Source organism: Micromonospora sp. HUAS YX12, from assembly GCF_040215685.1.
GTDB lineage: Bacteria > Actinomycetota > Actinomycetes > Mycobacteriales > Micromonosporaceae > Micromonospora > Micromonospora tulbaghiae.
Genome location: NZ_CP157974.1, coordinates 938,874 through 958,414, shown reverse-complemented (window position 1 = coordinate 958,414; position 19,541 = coordinate 938,874). Strand labels below are relative to the sequence as shown.

Below are 19,541 nucleotides of genomic sequence, written 5' to 3'. Positions count from 1 at the left end.
GATGCCAAAGACCGACTACCTCAACGATCCGCGAGCGCCGCGAGCCAACTCACTAGTGGTAGCTGTGACTGTCTTCGTCCAAGATGACGTCGGCCGCGTCCTCCTCATCCGGCGCTCTGACAACCGCCTCTGGGCTCTGCCAGGAGGAGCACAGGATCTGGGAGAGTCGACGGCACAGGCAGCCAGACGAGAAGTCGAGGAAGAAACAGGGCTGCGCGTCGAGCTAACCGGCGTGTCCGGCATCTACTCCGACCCAGGGCATGTCATCGCATACGACAACGGCGAGGTGCGGCAGGAGTTTGCGATCTGCCTCCGTGCCCGGCCGATCGGCGGCGCGCTACGAACCAGCGACGAATCGCCAGAGGTGAAGTGGATCGAGCCGGAGGCCATCGAGAGCCTTCCTATCCATCCGTCCATGCTCCTGCGAATCCGGCACGGCTTGAAGGACGACGCGCCCTACCTTGGTTAGCCGGCCACGGCTTGGAGCCGGCTGCTTGTTCTTGATATCGCGTCGGCTAGGTCCTGCTGGGCACTGTCGATGAAGGCCGTGACCAAGTCGCCGGGACCGTACCGCTCCTTGATCTCGGCAACCCTGCTCGCGAAGTCCGTAGGCTTTCCGTCGGGCGTCGTGGTGAGGTCGCACATCCAAAGCGCGTCTCTGACGGGCCCTTCTTCGTCGTGAAAGGCAGCTAGCTGTCCGTCGAGCCCACGTAGACGAGCCTCCCTAACAGCACAGGAGTGATGCGCTACCAGGTGGACCAGGCGATCGGGTGCGTCCAAGTCTCGAAGATAGATCGCACCATCCAGCGGATGAAAGCCTGTTGTGGCTAGGTGAGGCGCGTAGCCGACATCGTGAAGAATTGCGGCTGCCTCCAACAAGGGAGCGTCATCACCGACAGCCGCGGCAAGAGTGCGGGCCTTAAGGGCGACACCCTGAACGTGAGCCCATCGGCGAGGCAGCGTGCCCGAAAGGTTCTGGCGAGAGACCTCGTAGGCCCACGAGACGAGCGACATGCACAGACGATAGCGCCAGCCACAGCTCACCAATACCGCCTATCCGGCCAGCTGCCGGCGATGTGGTGCAAAGTTTCTGTACGTCTTCAAGGCGGCCCGCAACGGGCCGCACGCGCCGCCGCCTGGGCGCGCGCCGGCCGCTGCCGCTGTCGCTCTGCGGCCGGCACGCCTGATGCCCGGCGGCTGGCGCGAACAGCGGGAAGCCCGGAGGGCCGCCGCAGAACGACAGACCGTTGACCGGGTGGGGGTGGGCCGGCAGCCGGCCGGGCCGCGCGGCCACGAGCCCGCGCGGCGTAGGGAAGCGGACGCCGGCCGCGTCGGCGAGCTGGCGGCGGTCGCGGGGTTGCGGTTAGGGCGCCTCCGGCGGGGGCGCTCCGGCTCCAGGATGGCCGGGGCTCCGTCGGCGGGTCGCGGTCCGTGGGTGGTTGCGGTGGGCCATCCCGCCTGCCATCGACCCGGGCAAGCCGAGCAGACCACCGCCCAACCCGCCAGCGTTCGTACGGGCGTCAAGGCCGTCTTGACTTGGCGGGCCGGGCGGCGGCCCGCTCCCCAGGAGGGCGGGTCGACGGCACACGGGATGACACCGCATCAGAATGGTGGATCTTCGTCAAAGACGCTCTTTTGCTGTTGCGGCACGGTGAAAATCAGAGTCTTGAGCCAAGCATGGAAAGCCTTACTCGTGCCGGTGGACATAAGGTCGAATTCATCGGTTGGCAGAAGTCTGCCCTGCTTTCCGAGCCCCTCGATGAAATGCCGCATTACTTGAAGGTCCTGGTAGTGAGTCTGCGGGGAGCGGCTGCCTCTAAACTCCTTGGTCAGCATCGACTCAAGGCGGCCGACCGTTTCGACAACCTGAGCGATTCCTTGCTCTTCGGGGTCGGTAGATCCACGTAGATCTTGAAGGCCAACAGCGAAAGACATCGGCGTTTCAACCGGAGAGCCGGCTTCTAGGGCAGTGATCGAGTTGGAGATCCGCTCGCGCGCTTCCGCCACACTGTCCAAGTCATGGTGGTCAAAGAGGATTGTGCGCTGATTTTGCAGGTCAAAGGGAAGGACGGTGCCAACCTCGGCGATCTGCACAAACGGCTTCTTGAGAGCATGCCGAAGGGCTAGCTCGTAGAACACGTTGGGATTTAGATCGGTCAAGTCAGCGATAACCAGATCGTCATCCGCGATCCTGTTAATCACCTGACTGGTAATCTGGCCGGAATGATCAATATCGTCTGCCCGGTCGACAGCGTAGCCGAACCCCTCAACGACAGGCCGAACGATGTGCTTGAGGACCTGGTCGCTCCGCTTGCGCGTGTCGCTTGTCGGTTGACCAATTGGAGCAATCATGAAGCATCGCTTAGGAATGCTGCTAGGTGGTTCAGTCACAACTCAACCTTGTCCGATTCTCGCAGCCACGGTTAATTCTCGATTGTTTGAATACCTCGTCGGGCGAGCCAAAGCGTGTGTTCGCGGGAGATCGCGTGTTCGGCATCTTCCACGAATCGTCGCCACACCTCCTCTGTCGCCCCTTGCAGCATCGAGTCAGCTTTGGTTAGTACCAACGACAAATCCCGGGACGTGACGGCGTAGGATTCGGCGAGGTTCTGGTGGTCCTTCGTTTGTAGCCAAGCACTCGCGCTTGCCGCAGCAGTAGCAACTATGCCGAGTAGATCAACGTCCACGACGTCGAAGGTTTTAAGGGCGGCAAACACTAGGCCGATTGCTTGCAAGATGATGGCAATGCCGAACCAGAGACGCGCGCGCCGACGGTTGTCGGCGGCCTTCTGCGCATACCACTTATTCTGCTGCTCAAGTCTATCAATTCGGTAGCGCACCATACGGTCGGCGAGAGGTGCGGCTCGCAAGGACCGCATTCCATTGGTTATTTGGCTGCCTACACCAGTTAGCGTAAGTTGGGCGGCCGCAGCGGTCTGGCCGGTCTCCTTAAGGCGATCGAGAAACAGCTTATCTGCAGGCACCAGAGTGTCGTATCCAAATGCGCCGCCAGCGACGCAATACTGCCAGGACATGGTCTTTATGGACTCCGCCGCGGCCCTACCCTCGTACCATGCACGCTCGGGCTTAGTGCTGAGAAGGTAATAGGCAATGAAAATACCCGCAATAAATGCCAGGCCGGCGAGCGCGCCTCCTAAATCGACAGCCTTTTCACCCAACCTGCGGTCGATGTTGATCGCACCCCCGATTGATGCGAGGAGCGCTACGAGGAGACCCGCATAGGTGAGGCGCATATAAGACTGTTGACCCTTAATCGACATGCGTTCTGCCTGATCGAGGAGGTTTGGAAAGGATTTTTCAACAGTCATCGCGGTCCACCCGGAACAAGCACAATAAGTTGAACGTGGACCGCCATGCCAACCATCCTTCTTCCGTTCGGCGTGTTAATCGCAAGCGAGCCCTAGCCCATGTTCTCGCATGCAATAGCTCATCCGTTCGTCCCGCCCCTCGATCTAAGAGCAAGCCGAGTTGGCTTTGCGCCGAGGCCCCCCTAAGACGATAAGGCCATCCCGCGTTTTTCGAGCCTGGAAGGCATCCTCGATCCAGGCTTGAAGGCTCGCCTCAGAGGACGGATACACGTTGTACCTGGCATACCCGACGTCGGCGCCGTTGGCATCTCGCCGCACATTCTTGTTGACGCGATCAGGAAGCTTAGCCGTAGGCTGATCGACCGCACTCGGCAGCTGAATCGCGAGCAGTCCATTGAGATGATTGTTCTTGTCCCGGCGCAAGCTCGAATAGACTTCCCAGTCGACGAATTTCCGAGACCAAGTGCACTTGCCGATAAATACAAGCGTCACCGTACTGTCGGCCAAGTAGTCGTCCCGGATGACGTCCATTACGTAATCGTCATCGTCGCTATTGACCCAGGGGTAATCGTCAGAGATGCCAACCGTTTTAGGGATAAACACGGTAGAAAACTTCTCCACGAACGCCAATACTTCTTCAGCGTCCTCACTGTAGTAACTGAGGAAGCACTTGTGTCGGACGGAGCCGTCGCTCTTGCGATACTCGCGGATTCCGTCGTTCTCGCGGCTTAGGGCCAGCAGACGCCTATTAGCCGAGACGTTGCGATTCCAGTTAGACACTTATACCCTCACCCCTCGCCAACTGACGCTAAGTAGTCGGCCGATGACCTTTGGTGCGACTTCTCGATCCGCGTGTTCCCGTGAAGGGAGGCTACTCATGCACTACTCGTGATGCCTGGTTGACACTCCGGGCAGCGTAAGGGCGGAAGCTGGAAGGAGCAACGCGGGTGGACATCAGAGTAAGGTCTCCGACAGCAGTGGCGCAGAAACGATGCTGACGAACGGCAAACGGGCTGCCATGTCCCTAGCTGAGCCGCACCACTGACCGAGGCAGCGCGCTTGGGCTGAACGGCTCGGGCCGCGCCTGGGCCGTGTGGCCGTCGAACCCCGACTAGAGGCGACCGACGACCACCAGCATCGCCCGGAAGAGACACCGGGTCAGCCACCCTACGTAGGTAGCTGACCCGGTGGGCGACGGACGAGTCGACCGGTACGCCGGATTCTGATTCTGCCAAGAACGCGAAATTCAGTCGGAGGGAGGCTCGTCGGGGGTGTCGCCCGGCTTTGGCAGTTCAGGCCGGTCAGCCGGCGGCACCCCATGCGCAGTTAAGTAGACACCAAGTGGCCGCTTCAGGATCTCAGTTAGGCGTCGCGCGGTCAGAGGCTCCCCGCCTCCCACGAGCAATTCAGACTCTTCGTCGAGAAGCCACCGTCGCGGCGTCTCTGACTGGCGCTCGATACGACGTACACGCTCGACCAGTTCCTCAAGCATGTCTTGGGCGCTGCGGCGAGGCTGGTGCTCATCTGGTGCCGCACGCTTGGCCTCGTCTATCTGACGCTCAAACTCGGGCCACATTGCCGTGAAGAGCTGGTCCAAGCGGTCAGGGGTAAGTGGCCGATCACCCTTGGAGGCGAGTTCTTGCACAAGCTTTCGTATCCCGTCCTTGTCGAGCACTCGAGACTGGAAGGCGGAGAGCGGCCCAGTCACCTCGGCTGGACTCATGTCGACACACAGAGGAACAACGCGTGCGACGTTCAAACGCTTGGCAAGGGCGCCGGCCTCGAACATCAGCCAGGGTCGGTGCTGGTTCGCCGCCGTGACGCAAACGATTCCGAAGTCAGCTTGGTCAAGGGAGGCAGCGATCTCATCATTCCAACGGCCGCCGCTCTCAATCTCCTCATCCGACATCCACGGATCGACGTGCTGGACGACTGTTGGCAACCAGTTGTACAGGACGCGTGCGATTGACCGCGCGGGCTCGCTGCTCCACGAGACGAAGACCTTCAAGTTGGCTCCCTCACGATGTTGTAGGCGAGCGTACCGGCCGGCGCTGGGGCGTTTCGCGTTGGCGAGCCCACCTTTGACCGCGTACCAAACTACCGGCAGGCCGCGCGGGTCAAGCCAGTGCAGCAGTACAGCACGTGCAGCCCGAGCCTCGCGACCTACGTACCGGGCCGTCAGCAACCGCCTCGCTGGCAATCCAAAGATGCAAGGCTGGTGAACAAGATCCGGAACATGCGCGGAATGACCAGGCATATCGCAAAAGATCGGCCGGACGTATGTCCTGATAGGGCGAGGGGTGGCTCCAGCAGGCGCTATACCCTTCCTAAACCGTGTGTCGCAGGTTCGAATCCTGCCGGGGGCACCAGATTCCGCCTACGGGCTGACCGTCCCCGACATGTTGCTGACGCGGCCCATCGCGTCGAAGTCGACGCGCAAGACGGAGCCGCCCCGATCCTGCGCGGTCACCGACATCGGTGCCCGATCCAACCGCCACACCTGCTGGTGCAGGAACGACTCGACGGCGACGCGGTGCTCCACCATGAAGGACTGAAGAACCTGGGTCAGTACGGTCAGCACCCGCTCCGGCCGGACCGGCGCGGTGACCTGTGGCGGGGCGTCGTCGAGGTGGAAGAAGACCGCGCCGCCGTCGTACGGCCCACGGTAGTAGCAGCGGCCGGTCAGACCGGACGCCAGTAGGGCGAGGCGGTGACCGTCGGCGCGCTGGAGCGGGAACGTGGGCTCGGTGAGTTCGGCGACCCCCTGGCGGTGTCCGTACTCGCGCAGCCAGCCGGCCAGGTGCAGCACCGCCGGTGGGAGGTTGCTGGCCTCGTTGGCCCATGCCCACAGCCAGGTGCCGTCGTCGTGGCTCTCGGTGCCGAGGAGCTGGACGCGGTACCGCAGGTCGGTCCCGAACGTCACTGTGCCGTCGGTCAGGTCGAGCTGCCAGTCACGCTCGCCGATCAAGTCGGCCAGCGCCATCTGGCGGGCCAGGCCGGTGCCGACATGTTCGGCGAAGAGTCGATCGAACGTCGGCATCGCCGCAGTGTGCCAGACCTTCGGGAACGGGACGGCCCCGCGTCCGGCCGGAGCCGGAGCGCGGGGCCGGCGGGTCAGCGGACCAGCGCTGCCACCAGCGTCCCGATGCAGGCGACGACGGCGGCGATGATCGGACTGAGCGTCTTGATGTACGCCAGGATGAGCCGGTGCCGGTCGGTCGGCTCGGCAACGGTTTCGTCCTCGTCCTCTGGTGTCTCGAAGTCTGACCCGTGAGGGATTACAGTCAACGTGACTCCTTCCGTTGCAGCGGTGGAGTCGAATGCGGCGTCCGGTGGCAGCCGGGCGCCGCCCTCTGTGTGAGGCGGCGCAGTACCGTTCGACGGTTCGAGCATGCTCCCGGCGGACAGCTAGCACAAGAGTGGGCAATTCACTGTCGGGTACCTGACAAGCAGATGCATCGCATCGAGAAAATTTCGGTGCCATCTCTTGCCAAATGCAATTTTCCATGAAGCAGTTCAACCGAGCGTGACCATATCAGAGCGCATGGTGAGCAGGCGTGTGATCAGGCCCGGCGACCTACGAGACGAGGACGGGCGAGGAGTCGTCAGCCCGCGAGGTGGGCTTGTACGTCACGGTGCAGGCTCGGGTTCGCGACGGCGAGGATCTGGTGTCGTCTCACCTCGCCCCGGCCGAGACCCCGGACGATCTCACCGAAGTCGATCGGCCGGCCGGCGGGGTCCGTGACCGTGCCGCCGGCCCGCGCCACCAACTCGTACGCCAAGGTCTCGTAGGACGGCTGACCGAACTCGTGGTCGACGAATCCGTCGACCTCGCCCACCGCGATCCGGGCGGCGACGATGGCGCCGTCCACCGTCCCGAGCAGTTTGGGACCGCCGAGCAGCTTCAGCGGTGGATCCTGCCGGCGGTTGCGCTTCAGCAGCGACACGACCAGGAACGCGTCCTCGACGCGTTCGGTGGCCGAGCAGGTCGCGGGCGAGGTGCTGCCGTGCATCGACGAGACGTGCGCGCCGGTGTCCGAGGTGGCCCAGACGACACGCGGGATCTGGATGTCCGCGATGGCACCGCTGAGGAACTCTCCCTCGACGGTGTACTCGTACACGGCCACCGCCGACTCCCGTACGCCGTGGAAGGTCAGCGTGGTGTTGCAGTAGGGGTCGCACACGATCATTCGCGGCTCGTCGCCGAGGCGCACGAGGCCGGCTTCCTCGGAGAACACCTGTCCTTGGAATCCGCGCCGCCGCAGCGCGTCGAACAGCACCCGTTCGGCGACGTCGTCCACCTTGTGGGCGGTGTGGCCGCCACCCTTGTCCTCGGTGATCTCGCCGAGTGTGGTCGTCGCTGCCGCGTCCGACAGGGCGGGTCGAACCGTTTCGGCGATCTCGGCGGCCAGGTCGAATGTCAGCGGTTCGTGCGCCACGTCCTCAGCCTCTCGCCTGCCCCTGGGCTTCGATGTCCGCGAAGCATGTCTCGCACACCGTACGCCTGCTTGCTCGATGCAGCCTGCTTCGGCGACGCCAGATGAGCCGTGCCGTGCAGACGTCGCAGTAGTGCGGCGGCAGGATCTGCTCCCTCACGGCGAGGAGGATCGCCGCTCCCAGCAGGCCGAGCAGCACACCGAACGCGTAGCAGAGGACCTGGCTCACCCGGCGGAGTTCGGTGAGATCGGTGATGGTGACGATCGCGAACAGGGCGGCGGGCGCGTACAGGATGATGGAGATGGCGAAGATCCAGGCTCCAGGGCTGCGGCTGTGGATGTCAGCCGATCGGTAGAAGCCGGTCGACGGCCGTACCGCCTGGAGCACGGGCGGCGCGAGAGCGAGCGCGAGCGTCACCGCGGCCATGTCCGTGTAGCCGCCGTACACGAGTGCGATGGTGAGGGCGGCGGCTAACAGGCCGACGCATCCGGCGAAGGGCAGCATCGCCAGATTGCGGAAGCGTGATTCGCTGTGCAGGCCGAAGAGGTAGGAGAGTTCGCCCCGGCCGTGCGGGTAGAAGCCGATCTTGCGAACCGTGCCCGGGCCGACTCCTTGCGCCAGTGAGTGGTACTCGGACGTGTCCACCCGGCAGCGCAACGAAAGTTCTGGCGAGTGTTCGAGGTTGATGATCGTGCGAGAGGCGGACGGTGCCTCGACGGAGAAGCCGAGTCGCCAGGTCTGGAGCACGCCGTCGCCGCCCATCAGGAAGAACAGGCTGGCGCTCGTGAAGCTGACGCGCAGGCTGCCGGACAGTCCGCGTAGCTCCCGGGTGGGTGCCTCGACGATCAGGCAGGAGTCGGTGGTGACCTGACGCGTGCCGATGGTGCGGCTGCCGCCGGAGGTGGTCAGAGCGGCGACCCGGGGTGGTGCTGTGCCGGTGGCCCGCAGGGAGTCCAGCGGGAGCGGCACCGCGAACTTGACCAGCGGTGTCCAGGCGCTGCGGCCCCGCGCCGGAACCGGTACGTCGATGTCGACATGGACCGTGCCGACGTAGGTCGCCGGTGCGTCCACCACACGAAGGTGAACCACGGCGGCACGCCGTTCGGTGTATTCGTGCAGAAGATCGTGTACCCGAATTCCATCGAATCGCTGCAGATTGGCGGTCACGTCGGATGAGGCAGGAGATGACATCGTCGGCTTCCCTCTGGCGCGGATTTCGCCCGGGCGGGTATCGACGACGGTAGCGGGGGACGCAATATCTCCATCTCGTCGAACTATTCCAAAGCGGTAGGAGAGGAAGACGATGCCGGTCCGGTCCGTCGTATTCGCCTCGGCTGCGGATCTCGCGACGCAGGTGGCGCTGGAAATTGCCCGTGGGTTGCGGAGCGCCGCGTCCGCGGACCGCCTCTATCTCCTGGGCTGTCCCTCGGGCCGGAGTGCGACCCAGGCGTTCCGGGCTCTCGCCGGGATCGCGGCGGAACAGCGCGTTCCGGTTGCCGGGCTCGTCGTGGTCTCGCTGGACGCGTATGTCGATTCCGGGGCCGGCGGGTTCACGCGGGTGCCGGCGGATCGCCACCACAGTTGTGAGCGGTACGTCGCAGCGGAGATCGTCGGCCCGCTCAACCGAGGGCTGCCGCCGGGGGACCGGATTCCCGCCGCTCAGGTGTGGGTGCCCGGACCGGAGCAGCCCGGTGACTTCGACGTGCGCATCCGAGCGCACGGGGGCATCGACCTGTTGCTGTTGGCGTCCGGTTCGGGCGACGGGCACGTGGGCTTCAACGGCCCGGGGGCGCCACGGGAAAGCGTCACGCGGGTGGTGCCGTTGGCGGAGTCGACCAGGCGGGACAACCTTCGTACGTATCCCGATTTCCGCTCGGTCGACCAGGTGCCGGCGCACGGCGTCACCATGGGGATCGCCACGATGGCCGATCTGGCTCACCGTGCGTTGCTGCTCCTGCCCGGGAAGGAGAAGGCGACCGCCTTCCGGCGGGTGAGCCGGTGCCGGGACTACGACCCCGAGTGGCCCGCGTCGGTGGTGGCCGCCTGCGGCGACGGGGTGGTGTACGCCGACCTTTCCGCAGCTCGTGGCCACGAGTGAGCGTCGGACGAGATAGCCTGCGGCCGGAAGGTTGCGTGGAGTGACGATCGGGGCGCGCGGACGCCGGAGGGTCACCGTCGGTACCCTGCTAGGTCTGGCCTGTCCGCGACGACATGAGGTATTCGTGAACGATCTTCGAGTGGTGGCGTTCGATCTCGACGACACCCTGGCGATTTCCAAGTCCCAGATCGATCGTCGGATGGCGGAGTTGCTCGGCCACCTGCTCACCGAGGTGGACGTACTGGTCATCTCCGGTGGCCGGTTCGAGCAGTTCCAGTCGCAGGTGCTCGCCCACCTCGACCTCACCGAGGAGCAGCGCGACCGGCTGCACCTGATGCCGACCTGCGGCACCCGCTACTACCGCTGGTCCGACGGGGACTGGCGGCAGGTGTACGCGGAGGATCTGACCGAGGCCGACAAGGCCCGTGTCGTCGCCGCGCTGACCGAGTCGGCGCAGGCGCTGGGTCTGTGGGAGGCGAAGACCTGGGGCGACATCATCGAGGACCGGGGCAGCCAGATCACCTTTTCCGCGCTGGGGCAGTCCGCCCCGCCGGCCGAGAAGTACGGCTGGGATCCGGACGGCGACAAGAAGCGGCGGCTGCGGGACGCGGTCGCGGCGAAGCTGCCCGACCTGGAGGTGCGTGGCGGCGGCTCGACCTCGATCGACGTCACCCGCAAGGGCGTGGACAAGGCGTACGGCATGCGGAAGCTGCTGGAACACCTGGATCTGAAGATCGACAACGTGCTCTTCGTGGGTGACCGCCTGGACGTGGGCGGCAACGACTACCCGGTCAAGGCGATGGGCATCCGCTGTGTCGCGGTCACCCGCTGGGAGGAGACCGCCGACTACGTCGAGAAGCTCGTCGACGACCTGGTGAAGCAGCGCGCCGAACGCGCCTGAGCGCAGCCCGCAGCAGAGCCCGCCGGTTCCGGAACCGGCGGGCTCTGGCGGTATCGACGGTGATGAGGTAGGAACAGCCGGGAGAGCGCTCTCCCGTCCCATCACCGAACAGGCAGGCAGATGCGATCACCCGACCCCTCACGCCGCCGTTTCCTCACGCTCACCGCCTCGGCGGCCTCGCTCACCGCCCTCGGCCTCCCGGCCGGCGCCGCGGCCGCGTCCCCGTCCGCGCGCCCAGGCCGCGAGCCCGACTTCGGCCCCAACGTCTTCGTGTACGACCCCAGCACGCCGGTCGAGGAGATCCAGTCCACGCTGGACCGGCTGTTCACCGCCCAGGAACGCAACGAGATGGGCTTCGACAGGTACGCCGTGCTGTTCAAGCCCGGCCGCTACGAGGTGGACGCCCGGCTCGGCTACTACACGACAGTCGCCGGTCTCGGCGCCCACCCGGACGACGTGGAGATCCACGGCGCGGTCCGGGTGGTCGGGCAGCCGGACCCGAACTCGCCCGCCGGCATCTCCGCGCTCACCAACTTCTGGCGCTCGGCGGAGAACCTGGCGGTCACCCCGACGGACTGGTCGAACCAATGGGCCGTCTCGCAGGCGTCACCGATGCGCCGGGTGCACGTCAAGGGCGTGCTGTGGCTGGAACCCGGCAACGGCGGCTACTCCAGCGGCGGCTACATCGCCGACTCCAAGGTGGACGGCATCACCATCAACGGTTCCCAGCAGCAGTGGCTCACCCGGGACAGCGAACTCGGCGGCGAGTGGACCAACGGCGTATGGAACCAGGTCTTCTCCGGCGTGCTCGGTGCGCCCGCGCAGGGCTTCCCCGACCCGCCGTACACCACGCTGCCGACCAGCCCGGTCACCCGGGAGAAGCCGTACCTGTTCGTCGACGCCCGGGGCGCCTGGCGGGTCGCCGTACCGCGCCTGCGCCGCGACACCGCCGGCACCACCTGGGCCACCGGGGGTGCGCCGGTGCCGTCGCTGCCGCTGTCCGCGTTCTTCCTGGCCCGGCCCACCGACTCGGCGAAGCGGATCAACGCCGAACTCGCCCGGGGCCGGCACCTGCTGCTCACCCCCGGCGTGTACCACCTGGACCGGGCCCTGCGGGTACGCCGCCCGGACACCGTCGTGCTCGGCCTCGGCATGCCGAGCCTGGTGCCGGACCGCGGGGACGCGGCGCTGCGGATCGAGGACGTGGACGGGGTACGCGTCGCCGGGGTGCTCGTGGACGCCGGGCCGGTCGAGTCGCCGGTGCTGGTCGAGGTCGGTACGCGGCACTGCCACCGGTCGCACGCCACGAACCCGATCTCGCTCCAGGACGTCTTCTTCCGCATCGGCGGCCCGTACGCCGGGCGGGCGGCGACCAGCCTGGTGGTCAACAGCCGGCACACGCTCATCGACAACATCTGGGCCTGGCGCGGCGACCACGGCCGGGCCGGCACGATCGGCTGGACCGTGAACACCGCTGCCACCGGCGTGATCGTCAACGGCGACGACGTGACCGCGTACGGGCTGTTCGTCGAGCACTACCAGCGCTGGCAGACGATCTGGAACGGCGAGCGCGGCCGGACCGTGTTCTACCAGAGCGAGCTGCCCTACGACCCGCCGAGCCAGGCGGCCTGGCGCAGCCCGACCGGCAACGGCTGGGCCTCGTACAAGGTCGCCGACCACGTCCGCACGCACGAGGCGTGGGGGCTCGGCGTGTACTCGTACTTCAACCAGGGCGTGGACATCCGCTGCGACCGGGGGATCGAGGCGCCGCGCCGGGCCGGGGTGCGGTTCCACGACGCGATCACCGTGTTCCTGGACGGCAGCGGCGGCATCGAGCGCACGATCAACGAGGTCGGCACGCCCGTCGTCGGCTCGTACGGCACCAGCACGGTGGTCACCTACCCCTGACCGCGAGGGCGGCCCGGCCGGTGCGGGACCGGCCGGGCCGCGCCCGATCACGCCGCGAGCTGGTCGACGCGGGTGAGCACCTGATCGACGAGGCCGTACTCGCGGGCCTGCTCGGCGGTGAACCAGCGGTCGCGGTCCCAGTCGCGCTGGATCTCCTCCAGCGTGCGCCCGCTGTGCCGGGCGATCAGCTCCTGCATGGTGCGCTTCACGTGCAGCATGTTCTCGGCCTGGATGGTGATGTCCGCGGCGGTTCCGCCCATCCCGCCGGACGGCTGGTGCATCATGATCCGAGAGTGCGGCAGCGCGAACCGCTTGCCCGCCGTCCCGGCGCAGAGCAGGAACTGCGCCATCGACCCGGCCATGCCGAGCGCCAGCGTCGCCACGTCGTTCTTGACGTACCGCATGGTGTCGTAGACGGCCATGCCGGCACTCACCGAGCCGCCCGGCGAGTTGATGTAGAGGAAGATGTCGCGCTCCGCGTCCTCGGCCGCGAGGAGCAGGATCTGCGCGCAGATCTGGTTGGCCGACGCGTCGGTGACCTCGGTGCCGAGGAAGATGATCCGCTCCTTCAGCAGCCGCTCGAAGACCCGGTCGCCGAACGCCGGCTGCCCCTCGTCGAGCATCCAGATGCCACCCATCGCCGCCCACCTCCGTGCCGCCGGTGGGCGGGGGACCGCCCGGGAACCCGGCGGTCTCCAGCGTCCGCCGGGCGCACCCACACGGCCCAGGCTTTCTGCGCGGGGCAGATTCGCCCTGGGCAGAAGCTACGCGGCGACCGGCCGCCGGCGGCCGGCGCGGGCCCGCCGCCGGGCGACAGTGACTGAGGTACGCGGACGGGGGCGGACGGCCGGGGCGGAGGGAGCCGGCCAGATCCGGATGCCGCCGGCGAACCCGATCGGCGTGGCGGCGTCGAGCGCCGGACCGAGCGGCGCCGGCCCGAGCCCCACGGGCCGCAGCGCGCCACCCAGCAGCGGCGTGGCGGTGACCGGCCGGCGGGCGACGTGCGGCCGGAGCGAGACGGCGGGCCGGCGGGACACGGAGGGCCGGGGCGACACGGCCGGGCGGCGCGTGACGGACAGCCGCGGCGGGCCGACCCGCAGCTGCGGCCCGGTGCGGGCGGCGGGCACCCGGTCGAACCGGGCCGCCGAGACCCCGGGGCCGACCGGGGCCGGGCGCTCCCGGCGCAGCTCGTCGCGGGCCTCCTCGAGCAGGTCGGCGAGGTGGATCCCGAGCGCGCGGCAGATCGCGGCCAGCACCTCGGAGGAGGCCTCCTTGCGTCCGCGTTCGACCTCGGAGAGATAGGGCAGGGAGACGCCGGCGGCCTGGGCCACCTCGCGCAGCGTGCGGCCCTGGCGCAGACGGATGCGCCGGAGCACCCCGCCGATGACGCGTCGCAGCAACGACATGCCGGCCTCCTCGCGGTCGCCGTCCGGGACGTTCCCATCATGCCCCGTCCACGTCGCCGGCAGCGGCCCCGGCGGGTTCCTATCGGCACCCGGCGGGCCGGATCCCGGTGTACCCGTTATCTTGTGGGCGTGCAGGTGGCGGAGCAGGACCGACGGTGATCCATTTTCCCGCGCAACGGCGGGGGCCGCTGAGCGCGCTGAGCCTGCGCCTGCTCGCCGCCCTCGGCCTGGTCTTCGCCACCGTGGCGGTGGTCTGGCTGGACCGCGACGGCTACCGCGACGTGGACGAGAGCGGCCTGAGCCTGCTCGACTGCTTCTACTACGTGGTGGTCTCGCTCTCCACCACCGGGTACGGCGACATCACCCCGGTCAGTTCGTCGGCGCGGCTGGCTAACGTCCTGTTCATCACCCCCGCCCGGGTGCTGTTCCTGATCATCCTGGTCGGCACCACCCTGGAAGTCCTGACCGAGCAGTACCGCACCGGCCGTCGCCTGTCGCGGTGGAGGAGAACCGTGAAGGACCACGTCATCATCTGCGGCTACGGCACCAAGGGCCGCAGCGCGGTCTCCGCCCTGCTGGAGAACGGTACGGACAAGTCCAGGATCGTGGTGGTCGAGCGGAGCGGGCCGGCGCTGCGGCAGGCCACCTCCAACGGGCTGGTGACGGTCGAGGGCTCGGCGACCCGCTCGTCGGTGCTGGAGCAGGCGCACGTGCGGAGCGCCAAGGCGGTCATCATCGCGACCGACAGCGACGACGCCTCGGTGCTGGTGGCGCTCACGGTCCGGCAGCTCACCGCCGGTCAGGTACGCATCATCGCGGCGGTCCGGGAGGCGGAGAACGCGCCGCTGCTCAAGCAGAGCGGCGCGCACCACGTGATCGTCTCGTCGGCCACGGCCGGTCGGCTGCTCGGCCTGTCGACCTCGGCCCCGCCCCTGATCGACGTGGTGGAGGACCTGCTCACCCCGGGGCAGGGCATGGCGCTGGCCATGCGGTCGGCCGAGCGCAGCGAGGTGGGCCGCTCACCGCGCGAGCTGGAGTCGCTGGTCATCGCGCTGGTCCGCCGGGGCAAGGTGGTCACGCTCAACGACCGTGCCGCCTCGGTGATCGAGACCGGCGACATGCTCGTCCACGTCCGGGACGACCGGCCGCAGGCCACGTCCGCGCTCTGACCCCGCGCCGCTGAGCGCCTGCGGTCAGCAGGCGCCCGCGCCGCCTTCCGCGATCACTTCACCGCAGGTCGACGACCGGCCCTGGGTGGCCCGTCGCAGCAGGTCGTAGAGCAGATCCCGCTCGCCGGGAGCCAGCGCGCCCAGGACCTCCTCCTCCGCGCCGGCGAGCGCGCACTCGGCCTCGCGCAGTCGCTTCGTGCCCGCGTCGGTGAGGCGTACCTCGTGCCGGCGGCGGTCCTCTGGGGAGCGGCGGCGCTCGGCCAGGCCGTCCGCCTCCAGGTCGTTGAGCAGCCCGACCACGTTCGTGCTGTCGATCTGGAGCGTGCCGGCCAGCGCCTGCTGGCTGATGCCGCCGGAGTCGCGCAGCACGGTGAGCGCCACCAGGTGGCGGGGGCGCAGGCCGAGCGGTGCCAGCACCGACTCCGAGCGCAGCCGCATCCGCCGGGCCAGGTGGTCGAGCAGGGGCCCGGAGCGGCGCTCGGACTCCTCGACCGGTGCGGCGGACATGTGACCCAGTTTACGCGCTCCGAGGAACATCGGCCTGCTATAAATAGTTGGTCCTGCACGAACGATCCTCGGAGGAGGAACAACCAATGGCACACCTACTGCACATCGACTCCAGCATCACCGGGGAGCGGTCGATCAGCCGGCGGCTCACCGCCCGCGCCGCCGCCGCCTGGCGTGCCGCCCACCCGGACGGCACCGTCACCTACCGCGACCTGGGTCAGAACCCGCTGCCGCACCTGAACACCGCCAGCGGCCTCGCGCGCATGGTGCCGCCGGATCAGCACACCCCGGAGCAGCAGGCGTCCTGGCAGATGACCCAGGAGGTGGTGGCCGAGGTGAAGCAGGCCGACACCGTCCTGCTCGGGCTCCCGCTCTACAACTACGGCCCGCCCAGCAGCGTGAAGTCCTGGGTCGACCACCTGATCGCCCCCGGCATCGCGTACGACCCGGCGACGAACGCCGGGCTGCTCGGCGACCGCCAGTTCGTCGTCCTGGTCAGCCGCGGCGGCGGATACGGCCCGGGCACCCCGCGTGAGGGCTGGGACCACGCCGAGCCGTGGCTGCCGCACGGCCTCTCCCTGACCGGGCTGGAGCCGCGTTTCATCTGCGCCGAGCTGACCCTGGCCCCGGTCAACCCGGCGATGGCCGAGCTGATCCCGCTGTTCGAGCAGAGCCTCGCCGCGGCCGAACGGGCCGTCGACGAGCTGTGGGTGCCCGCCTCGGCGGCCGCCTGACCGGGCCGCGTGACACGCGAAGGGCGGGCCGTTCCGCGGGGGAACGGCCCGCCCTTCGGCCATGACGGGTCAGCGGTGGATCAGAGGATCGTCCAGGTGTCGCCGCTGCCGAGCAGCGCCGCGAGCTGCTGCTCCGGGGTCTGGTCGACGGTGGCCCTGGCCGCCGCGACCTGCTCCTGCACCACGCTGTCGTAGGAGGGGCGGTCCACCGACCGGAACACCCCGATCGGGGTGTTGCTCAGGTCCAGGCCGGGCAGCCGGGACAGCGCGAACGCGTACGCCGGGTCGGCCACGCCCGCGTCGTGCACGACGATCTCCTCGGCCGGCGTGTTCGCGGTCTCCCGGACCTCCAGCCCGAAGCCACCAGGCGGGTGGACGACGCAGAACTGCCCGTCCTTGCCGAACGTGATCGGCTGCCCGTGCTCCAGCCGGATCAGGAAGTCGTCCCGGGTGGCCGGCTCCTTCAGCGGGTCGAACGCGCCGTCGTTGAAGATGTTGCAGTTCTGGTAGATCTCCACGAACGCCGAGCCCTCGTGCTGGGCGGCGGCCCGCAGCACCGACTGGAGGTGCTTGCGGTCCGAGTCGATCGTCCGGGCCACGAACGTGGCCTCGGCGCCGAGCGCCAGCGACAGCGGGTTGAACGGGGCGTCCGCCGAGCCGGCCGGCGTCGACTTGGTGATCTTGCCGACCTCGGAGGTCGGCGAGTACTGGCCCTTGGTCAGCCCGTAGATCCGGTTGTTGAACAGCAGGATCTTCAGGTTCACGTTGCGGCGCAGCGCGTGGATCAGGTGGTTGCCGCCGATGGAGAGCGCGTCGCCGTCACCGGTGACCACCCAGACCGACAGGTCCGGCCGGGACACCGACAGGCCGGTGGCGATCGCCGGGGCACGGCCGTGGATCGAGTGCATGCCGTACGTGTTCATGTAGTACGGGAAGCGCGACGAGCAGCCGATGCCCGAGACGAAGACGATGTTCTCCCGGGGGATGTTCAGCTCCGGCATGAAGCCCTGCACGGCCGCCAGGATGGCGTAGTCGCCGCAACCGGGGCACCAGCGCACCTCCTGGTCGGACTTGAAGTCCTTGGCGGTGAGCTTGAGGGCGACGGGCTCAGACATTCTTCAGGACCTCTTCCAGCATCGTCTCCAGCTCGGCGGCGGTGAACGGCAGGCCGCGGACCTGGTTGTAGCCGATCGCGTCGACCAGGTACTTCGCCCGGATCACGTGGGCGAGCTGGCCGAGGTTCATCTCCGGCACGACCACCTTGTCGTAGCGGCTCAGCACCTCGCCGAGGTTCGCCGGCATCGGGGCCAGGTGCCGCAGGTGGGCCTGGGCCACCGAGAGCCCGCGCTGGCGCAGGCCACGGCAGGCGGCGCCGATCGGCCCGTACGTCGATCCCCAGCCCAGCACCAGCACCCGGGCGTCGCCGTCCGGGTCCTCCACCTCGACGTCCGGCACCGGGATGGTCTCGATGCGGGCCGCCCGGGTCCGCACCATGAAGTCGTGGTTGGCCGGGTCGTACGAGATGTCGCCGGTCTTGTCGGCCTTCTCCAGGCCGCCGATCCGGTGCTCCAGGCCGGGCGTGCCGGGCACCGCCCACGGGCGGGCCAGCGTCTGCGGATCCCGCAGGTAGGGAAGGAAGGTGGTGCCGTCCTCGCCGTTGGGCTGCGTGGCGAACTCGACCCGCAGGTCGGGCAGCGACTCCACGTCCGGCAGCAGCCACGGCTCGGAGCCGTTGGCCACGTAGTTGTCCGACAGCAGGATCACCGGGGTGCGGTAGGTGAGCGCGATCCGGGCCGCCTCCAGCGCCGCGTGGAAGCAGTCCGACGGGGACTTCGGCGCGACCACCGCCACCGGCGCCTCGCCGTGCCGGCCGTAGAGCGCCATGTTCAGGTCGGCCTGCTCGGTCTTGGTGGGCATACCGGTGGACGGCCCGGCCCGCTGCACGTCGACGATGACCAGCGGCAGCTCCAGCGCCACCGCCAGGGAGATCGTCTCGCTCTTGAGCGCCACACCCGGGCCGCTCGTGGTGGTGATGCCGAGCGCGCCGCCGTACGAGGCGCCGAGCGCCGCGCCCACCGCGGCGATCTCGTCCTCGGCCTGCATGGTGACCACGCCGAACTTCTTGTGCTTGCTCAGCTCGTGCAGGATGTCCGAGGCCGGCGTGATCGGGTACGCGCCGAGGAACACCGGCAGGCCGGAGCGCACCCCGGCGGCCACCAGGCCCAGCGACAGCGCCGCGTTGCCGGTGATGTTCCGGTAGGTGCCGGGCAGCATCTTGGCCGGCTTGACCTCGTACCGGACGGAGAAGTCCTCGGTGGTCTCACCGAAGTTCCAGCCGGCCCGGAACGCGGCCACGTTCGCCGCCACCAGCTCGGGACGGGCCGCGAACTTGCGCTCCAGGAAGCGGAGCGTGGACTCGTAGGGGCGGGAGTACATCCAGCTCAGCAGCCCGAGCGCGAACATGTTCTTGGCCCGCTCGGCGTCCTTCTTGGACACGTCGAGCTCGGCCAGCGCGCCGATCGTCATCGAGGTGAGCGCCACCGGGTGCACCGCGTACCCGGCGAGCGAGTCGTCGTCGAGCGGGCTGGTCGCGTAGCCGACCTTGGCCAGGTTGCGCCGGGTGAACTCGTCGGTGTTGACGATGATGTCCGCCCCGCGCGGGAGGTCGGCCAGGTTGGCCTTCAACGCGGCCGGGTTCATCGCCACCAGCACGTTCGGCGCGTCACCCGGGGTCAGGATGTCGTAGTCGGCGAAGTGCACCTGGAAGCTCGACACGCCGGGCAGGGTGCCGGCGGGAGCACGGATCTCGGCGGGGAAGTTGGGCAACGTCGAGATGTCGTTGCCCAGTTGCGCCGTCTCCGAGGTGAACCGGTCGCCGGTGAGCTGCATGCCGTCGCCGGAGTCACCGGCGAACCGGATGACCACCCGGTCCAGCTGACGGATCTGCTTGGTCACACCCGCACCTCGCTTAACTGAGCGCCGTCGCCCTCGCCGGCCCGGCCCGCTCCGATTCTCACGTCAGAGCCTACGTCGCCACGTTAGGGCCACCTTG

20 protein-coding genes are annotated in these 19,541 nt (G+C 67.9%); 6 read left to right on the top strand and 14 right to left on the bottom strand.

What is annotated here, in order from left to right:
* Position 1: 1 nt before the first annotated feature.
* On the top strand, positions 2-469 hold the full coding sequence (locus ABIH81_RS04735) for an NUDIX domain-containing protein (RefSeq protein WP_349879187.1): 468 nt from the start codon (positions 2-4) through the stop codon (positions 467-469).
* Here the strand turns inward: ABIH81_RS04735 and ABIH81_RS04730 are convergent.
* The 9 genes from ABIH81_RS04730 to ABIH81_RS04690 all read right to left on the bottom strand — a co-directional run bounded on the left by ABIH81_RS04730 (position 466) and on the right by ABIH81_RS04690 (position 8,933).
* Positions 466-1,014 (bottom strand): HD domain-containing protein, encoded by a 549-nt coding sequence (locus ABIH81_RS04730; protein WP_210895673.1) that lies wholly within the window; start codon positions 1,012-1,014, stop codon positions 466-468. The genes ABIH81_RS04735 and ABIH81_RS04730 overlap by 4 nt on opposite strands.
* A gap of 588 nt (positions 1,015-1,602) precedes the next feature.
* A complete protein-coding gene (locus ABIH81_RS04725; protein WP_349879186.1) occupies positions 1,603-2,391 on the bottom strand; it encodes a hypothetical protein in 789 nt (262 codons plus the stop codon).
* A 32-nt stretch (positions 2,392-2,423) separates the two neighbouring features.
* The gene (locus ABIH81_RS04720) at positions 2,424-3,329 is read right to left on the bottom strand and encodes a DUF4231 domain-containing protein (RefSeq protein WP_349879185.1); all 906 of its coding nucleotides are present in this window, start codon (positions 3,327-3,329) and stop codon (positions 2,424-2,426) included.
* A gap of 144 nt (positions 3,330-3,473) precedes the next feature.
* Positions 3,474-4,109 (bottom strand): TIR domain-containing protein, encoded by a 636-nt coding sequence (locus ABIH81_RS04715; RefSeq protein ID WP_349879184.1) that lies wholly within the window; start codon positions 4,107-4,109, stop codon positions 3,474-3,476.
* A 466-nt stretch (positions 4,110-4,575) separates the two neighbouring features.
* Positions 4,576-5,337 (bottom strand): toll/interleukin-1 receptor domain-containing protein, encoded by a 762-nt coding sequence (locus ABIH81_RS04710; protein WP_349879183.1) that lies wholly within the window; start codon positions 5,335-5,337, stop codon positions 4,576-4,578.
* A 369-nt stretch (positions 5,338-5,706) separates the two neighbouring features.
* Complete coding sequence (locus ABIH81_RS04705; RefSeq protein WP_349879182.1) at positions 5,707-6,369, bottom strand: DUF6882 domain-containing protein; 663 nt, start codon at positions 6,367-6,369, stop codon at positions 5,707-5,709.
* 74 nt (positions 6,370-6,443) lie between these two features.
* Positions 6,444-6,617, bottom strand: a complete 174-nt coding sequence (locus ABIH81_RS04700) for a hypothetical protein (RefSeq protein ID WP_013283846.1) — start codon at positions 6,615-6,617, stop codon at positions 6,444-6,446.
* A gap of 317 nt (positions 6,618-6,934) precedes the next feature.
* A complete protein-coding gene (locus ABIH81_RS04695; RefSeq protein ID WP_349879181.1) occupies positions 6,935-7,768 on the bottom strand; it encodes an inositol monophosphatase family protein in 834 nt (277 codons plus the stop codon).
* Between the two features lie 4 nt (positions 7,769-7,772).
* Positions 7,773-8,933 carry a hypothetical protein gene (locus ABIH81_RS04690; RefSeq protein ID WP_349879180.1) on the bottom strand — a complete coding sequence of 387 codons (1,161 nt, stop codon included), beginning with the start codon at positions 8,931-8,933 and terminating at the stop codon, positions 7,773-7,775.
* 136 nt (positions 8,934-9,069) lie between these two features.
* Here ABIH81_RS04690 and ABIH81_RS04685 point away from each other — a divergent pair, with 136 nt between their 5' ends.
* The 3 genes from ABIH81_RS04685 to ABIH81_RS04675 all read left to right on the top strand — a co-directional run bounded on the left by ABIH81_RS04685 (position 9,070) and on the right by ABIH81_RS04675 (position 12,673).
* Positions 9,070-9,864, top strand: a complete 795-nt coding sequence (locus ABIH81_RS04685; protein ID WP_349879179.1) for a hypothetical protein — start codon at positions 9,070-9,072, stop codon at positions 9,862-9,864.
* Positions 9,865-9,988: 124 nt separating this feature from the next.
* Positions 9,989-10,765: an HAD-IIB family hydrolase gene (locus tag ABIH81_RS04680; protein ID WP_013283848.1), complete on the top strand. Its 777-nt coding sequence runs from the start codon at positions 9,989-9,991 to the stop codon at positions 10,763-10,765.
* Positions 10,766-10,885: 120 nt separating this feature from the next.
* On the top strand, positions 10,886-12,673 hold the full coding sequence (locus ABIH81_RS04675; protein ID WP_349879178.1) for an adenylyl cyclase: 1,788 nt from the start codon (positions 10,886-10,888) through the stop codon (positions 12,671-12,673).
* 47 nt (positions 12,674-12,720) lie between these two features.
* On the opposite strand, the gene ABIH81_RS04670 is transcribed toward ABIH81_RS04675, so the two are convergent.
* Positions 12,721-13,311 (bottom strand): ATP-dependent Clp protease proteolytic subunit, encoded by a 591-nt coding sequence (locus ABIH81_RS04670; protein ID WP_349879177.1) that lies wholly within the window; start codon positions 13,309-13,311, stop codon positions 12,721-12,723.
* A gap of 126 nt (positions 13,312-13,437) precedes the next feature.
* Entirely contained in the window at positions 13,438-14,079 is a 642-nt protein-coding gene (locus ABIH81_RS04665) for a helix-turn-helix transcriptional regulator (protein WP_349879176.1), read from the bottom strand.
* 155 nt (positions 14,080-14,234) lie between these two features.
* On the opposite strand from ABIH81_RS04665, the gene ABIH81_RS04660 reads away from it, so the two are divergent.
* Positions 14,235-15,248, top strand: a complete 1,014-nt coding sequence (locus tag ABIH81_RS04660) for a potassium channel family protein (RefSeq protein ID WP_349879175.1) — start codon at positions 14,235-14,237, stop codon at positions 15,246-15,248.
* Positions 15,249-15,272: 24 nt separating this feature from the next.
* Here the strand turns inward: ABIH81_RS04660 and ABIH81_RS04655 are convergent, their stop codons facing one another.
* Positions 15,273-15,755, bottom strand: a complete 483-nt coding sequence (locus ABIH81_RS04655; RefSeq protein ID WP_349879174.1) for a MarR family winged helix-turn-helix transcriptional regulator — start codon at positions 15,753-15,755, stop codon at positions 15,273-15,275.
* A gap of 86 nt (positions 15,756-15,841) precedes the next feature.
* On the opposite strand from ABIH81_RS04655, the gene ABIH81_RS04650 reads away from it, so the two are divergent.
* A complete protein-coding gene (locus ABIH81_RS04650; RefSeq protein ID WP_349879173.1) occupies positions 15,842-16,489 on the top strand; it encodes an NAD(P)H-dependent oxidoreductase in 648 nt (215 codons plus the stop codon).
* A gap of 80 nt (positions 16,490-16,569) precedes the next feature.
* On the opposite strand, the gene ABIH81_RS04645 is transcribed toward ABIH81_RS04650, so the two are convergent.
* Positions 16,570-17,604 carry a 2-oxoacid:ferredoxin oxidoreductase subunit beta gene (locus ABIH81_RS04645; protein ID WP_151500024.1) on the bottom strand — a complete coding sequence of 345 codons (1,035 nt, stop codon included), beginning with the start codon at positions 17,602-17,604 and terminating at the stop codon, positions 16,570-16,572.
* Positions 17,597-19,444 (bottom strand): 2-oxoacid:acceptor oxidoreductase subunit alpha, encoded by a 1,848-nt coding sequence (locus tag ABIH81_RS04640; protein ID WP_349879172.1) that lies wholly within the window; start codon positions 19,442-19,444, stop codon positions 17,597-17,599. Before ABIH81_RS04640 ends, ABIH81_RS04645 begins: the two co-directional genes overlap by 8 nt.
* Positions 19,445-19,541 lie beyond the last annotated feature (97 nt).

Bases quoted from the DNA above. Each gene is read 5' to 3' on its own strand.
- ABIH81_RS04735 (WP_349879187.1), top strand. From the start codon at position 2: ATGCCAAAGACCGACTACCTCAACGATCCGCGAGCGCCGCGAGCCAAC.
- ABIH81_RS04730 (WP_210895673.1), bottom strand. From the start codon at position 1,014: ATGTCGCTCGTCTCGTGGGCCTACGAGGTCTCTCGCCAGAACCTTTCG.
- ABIH81_RS04720 (WP_349879185.1), bottom strand. From the start codon at position 3,329: ATGACTGTTGAAAAATCCTTTCCAAACCTCCTCGATCAGGCAGAACGC.
- ABIH81_RS04705 (WP_349879182.1), bottom strand. From the start codon at position 6,369: ATGCCGACGTTCGATCGACTCTTCGCCGAACATGTCGGCACCGGCCTG.
- ABIH81_RS04685 (WP_349879179.1), top strand. From the start codon at position 9,070: ATGCCGGTCCGGTCCGTCGTATTCGCCTCGGCTGCGGATCTCGCGACG.
- ABIH81_RS04675 (WP_349879178.1), top strand. From the start codon at position 10,886: ATGCGATCACCCGACCCCTCACGCCGCCGTTTCCTCACGCTCACCGCC.
- ABIH81_RS04670 (WP_349879177.1), bottom strand. From the start codon at position 13,311: ATGGGTGGCATCTGGATGCTCGACGAGGGGCAGCCGGCGTTCGGCGAC.
- ABIH81_RS04665 (WP_349879176.1), bottom strand. From the start codon at position 14,079: ATGTCGTTGCTGCGACGCGTCATCGGCGGGGTGCTCCGGCGCATCCGT.
- ABIH81_RS04655 (WP_349879174.1), bottom strand. From the start codon at position 15,755: ATGTCCGCCGCACCGGTCGAGGAGTCCGAGCGCCGCTCCGGGCCCCTG.
- ABIH81_RS04650 (WP_349879173.1), top strand. From the start codon at position 15,842: ATGGCACACCTACTGCACATCGACTCCAGCATCACCGGGGAGCGGTCG.
- ABIH81_RS04645 (WP_151500024.1), bottom strand. From the start codon at position 17,604: ATGTCTGAGCCCGTCGCCCTCAAGCTCACCGCCAAGGACTTCAAGTCC.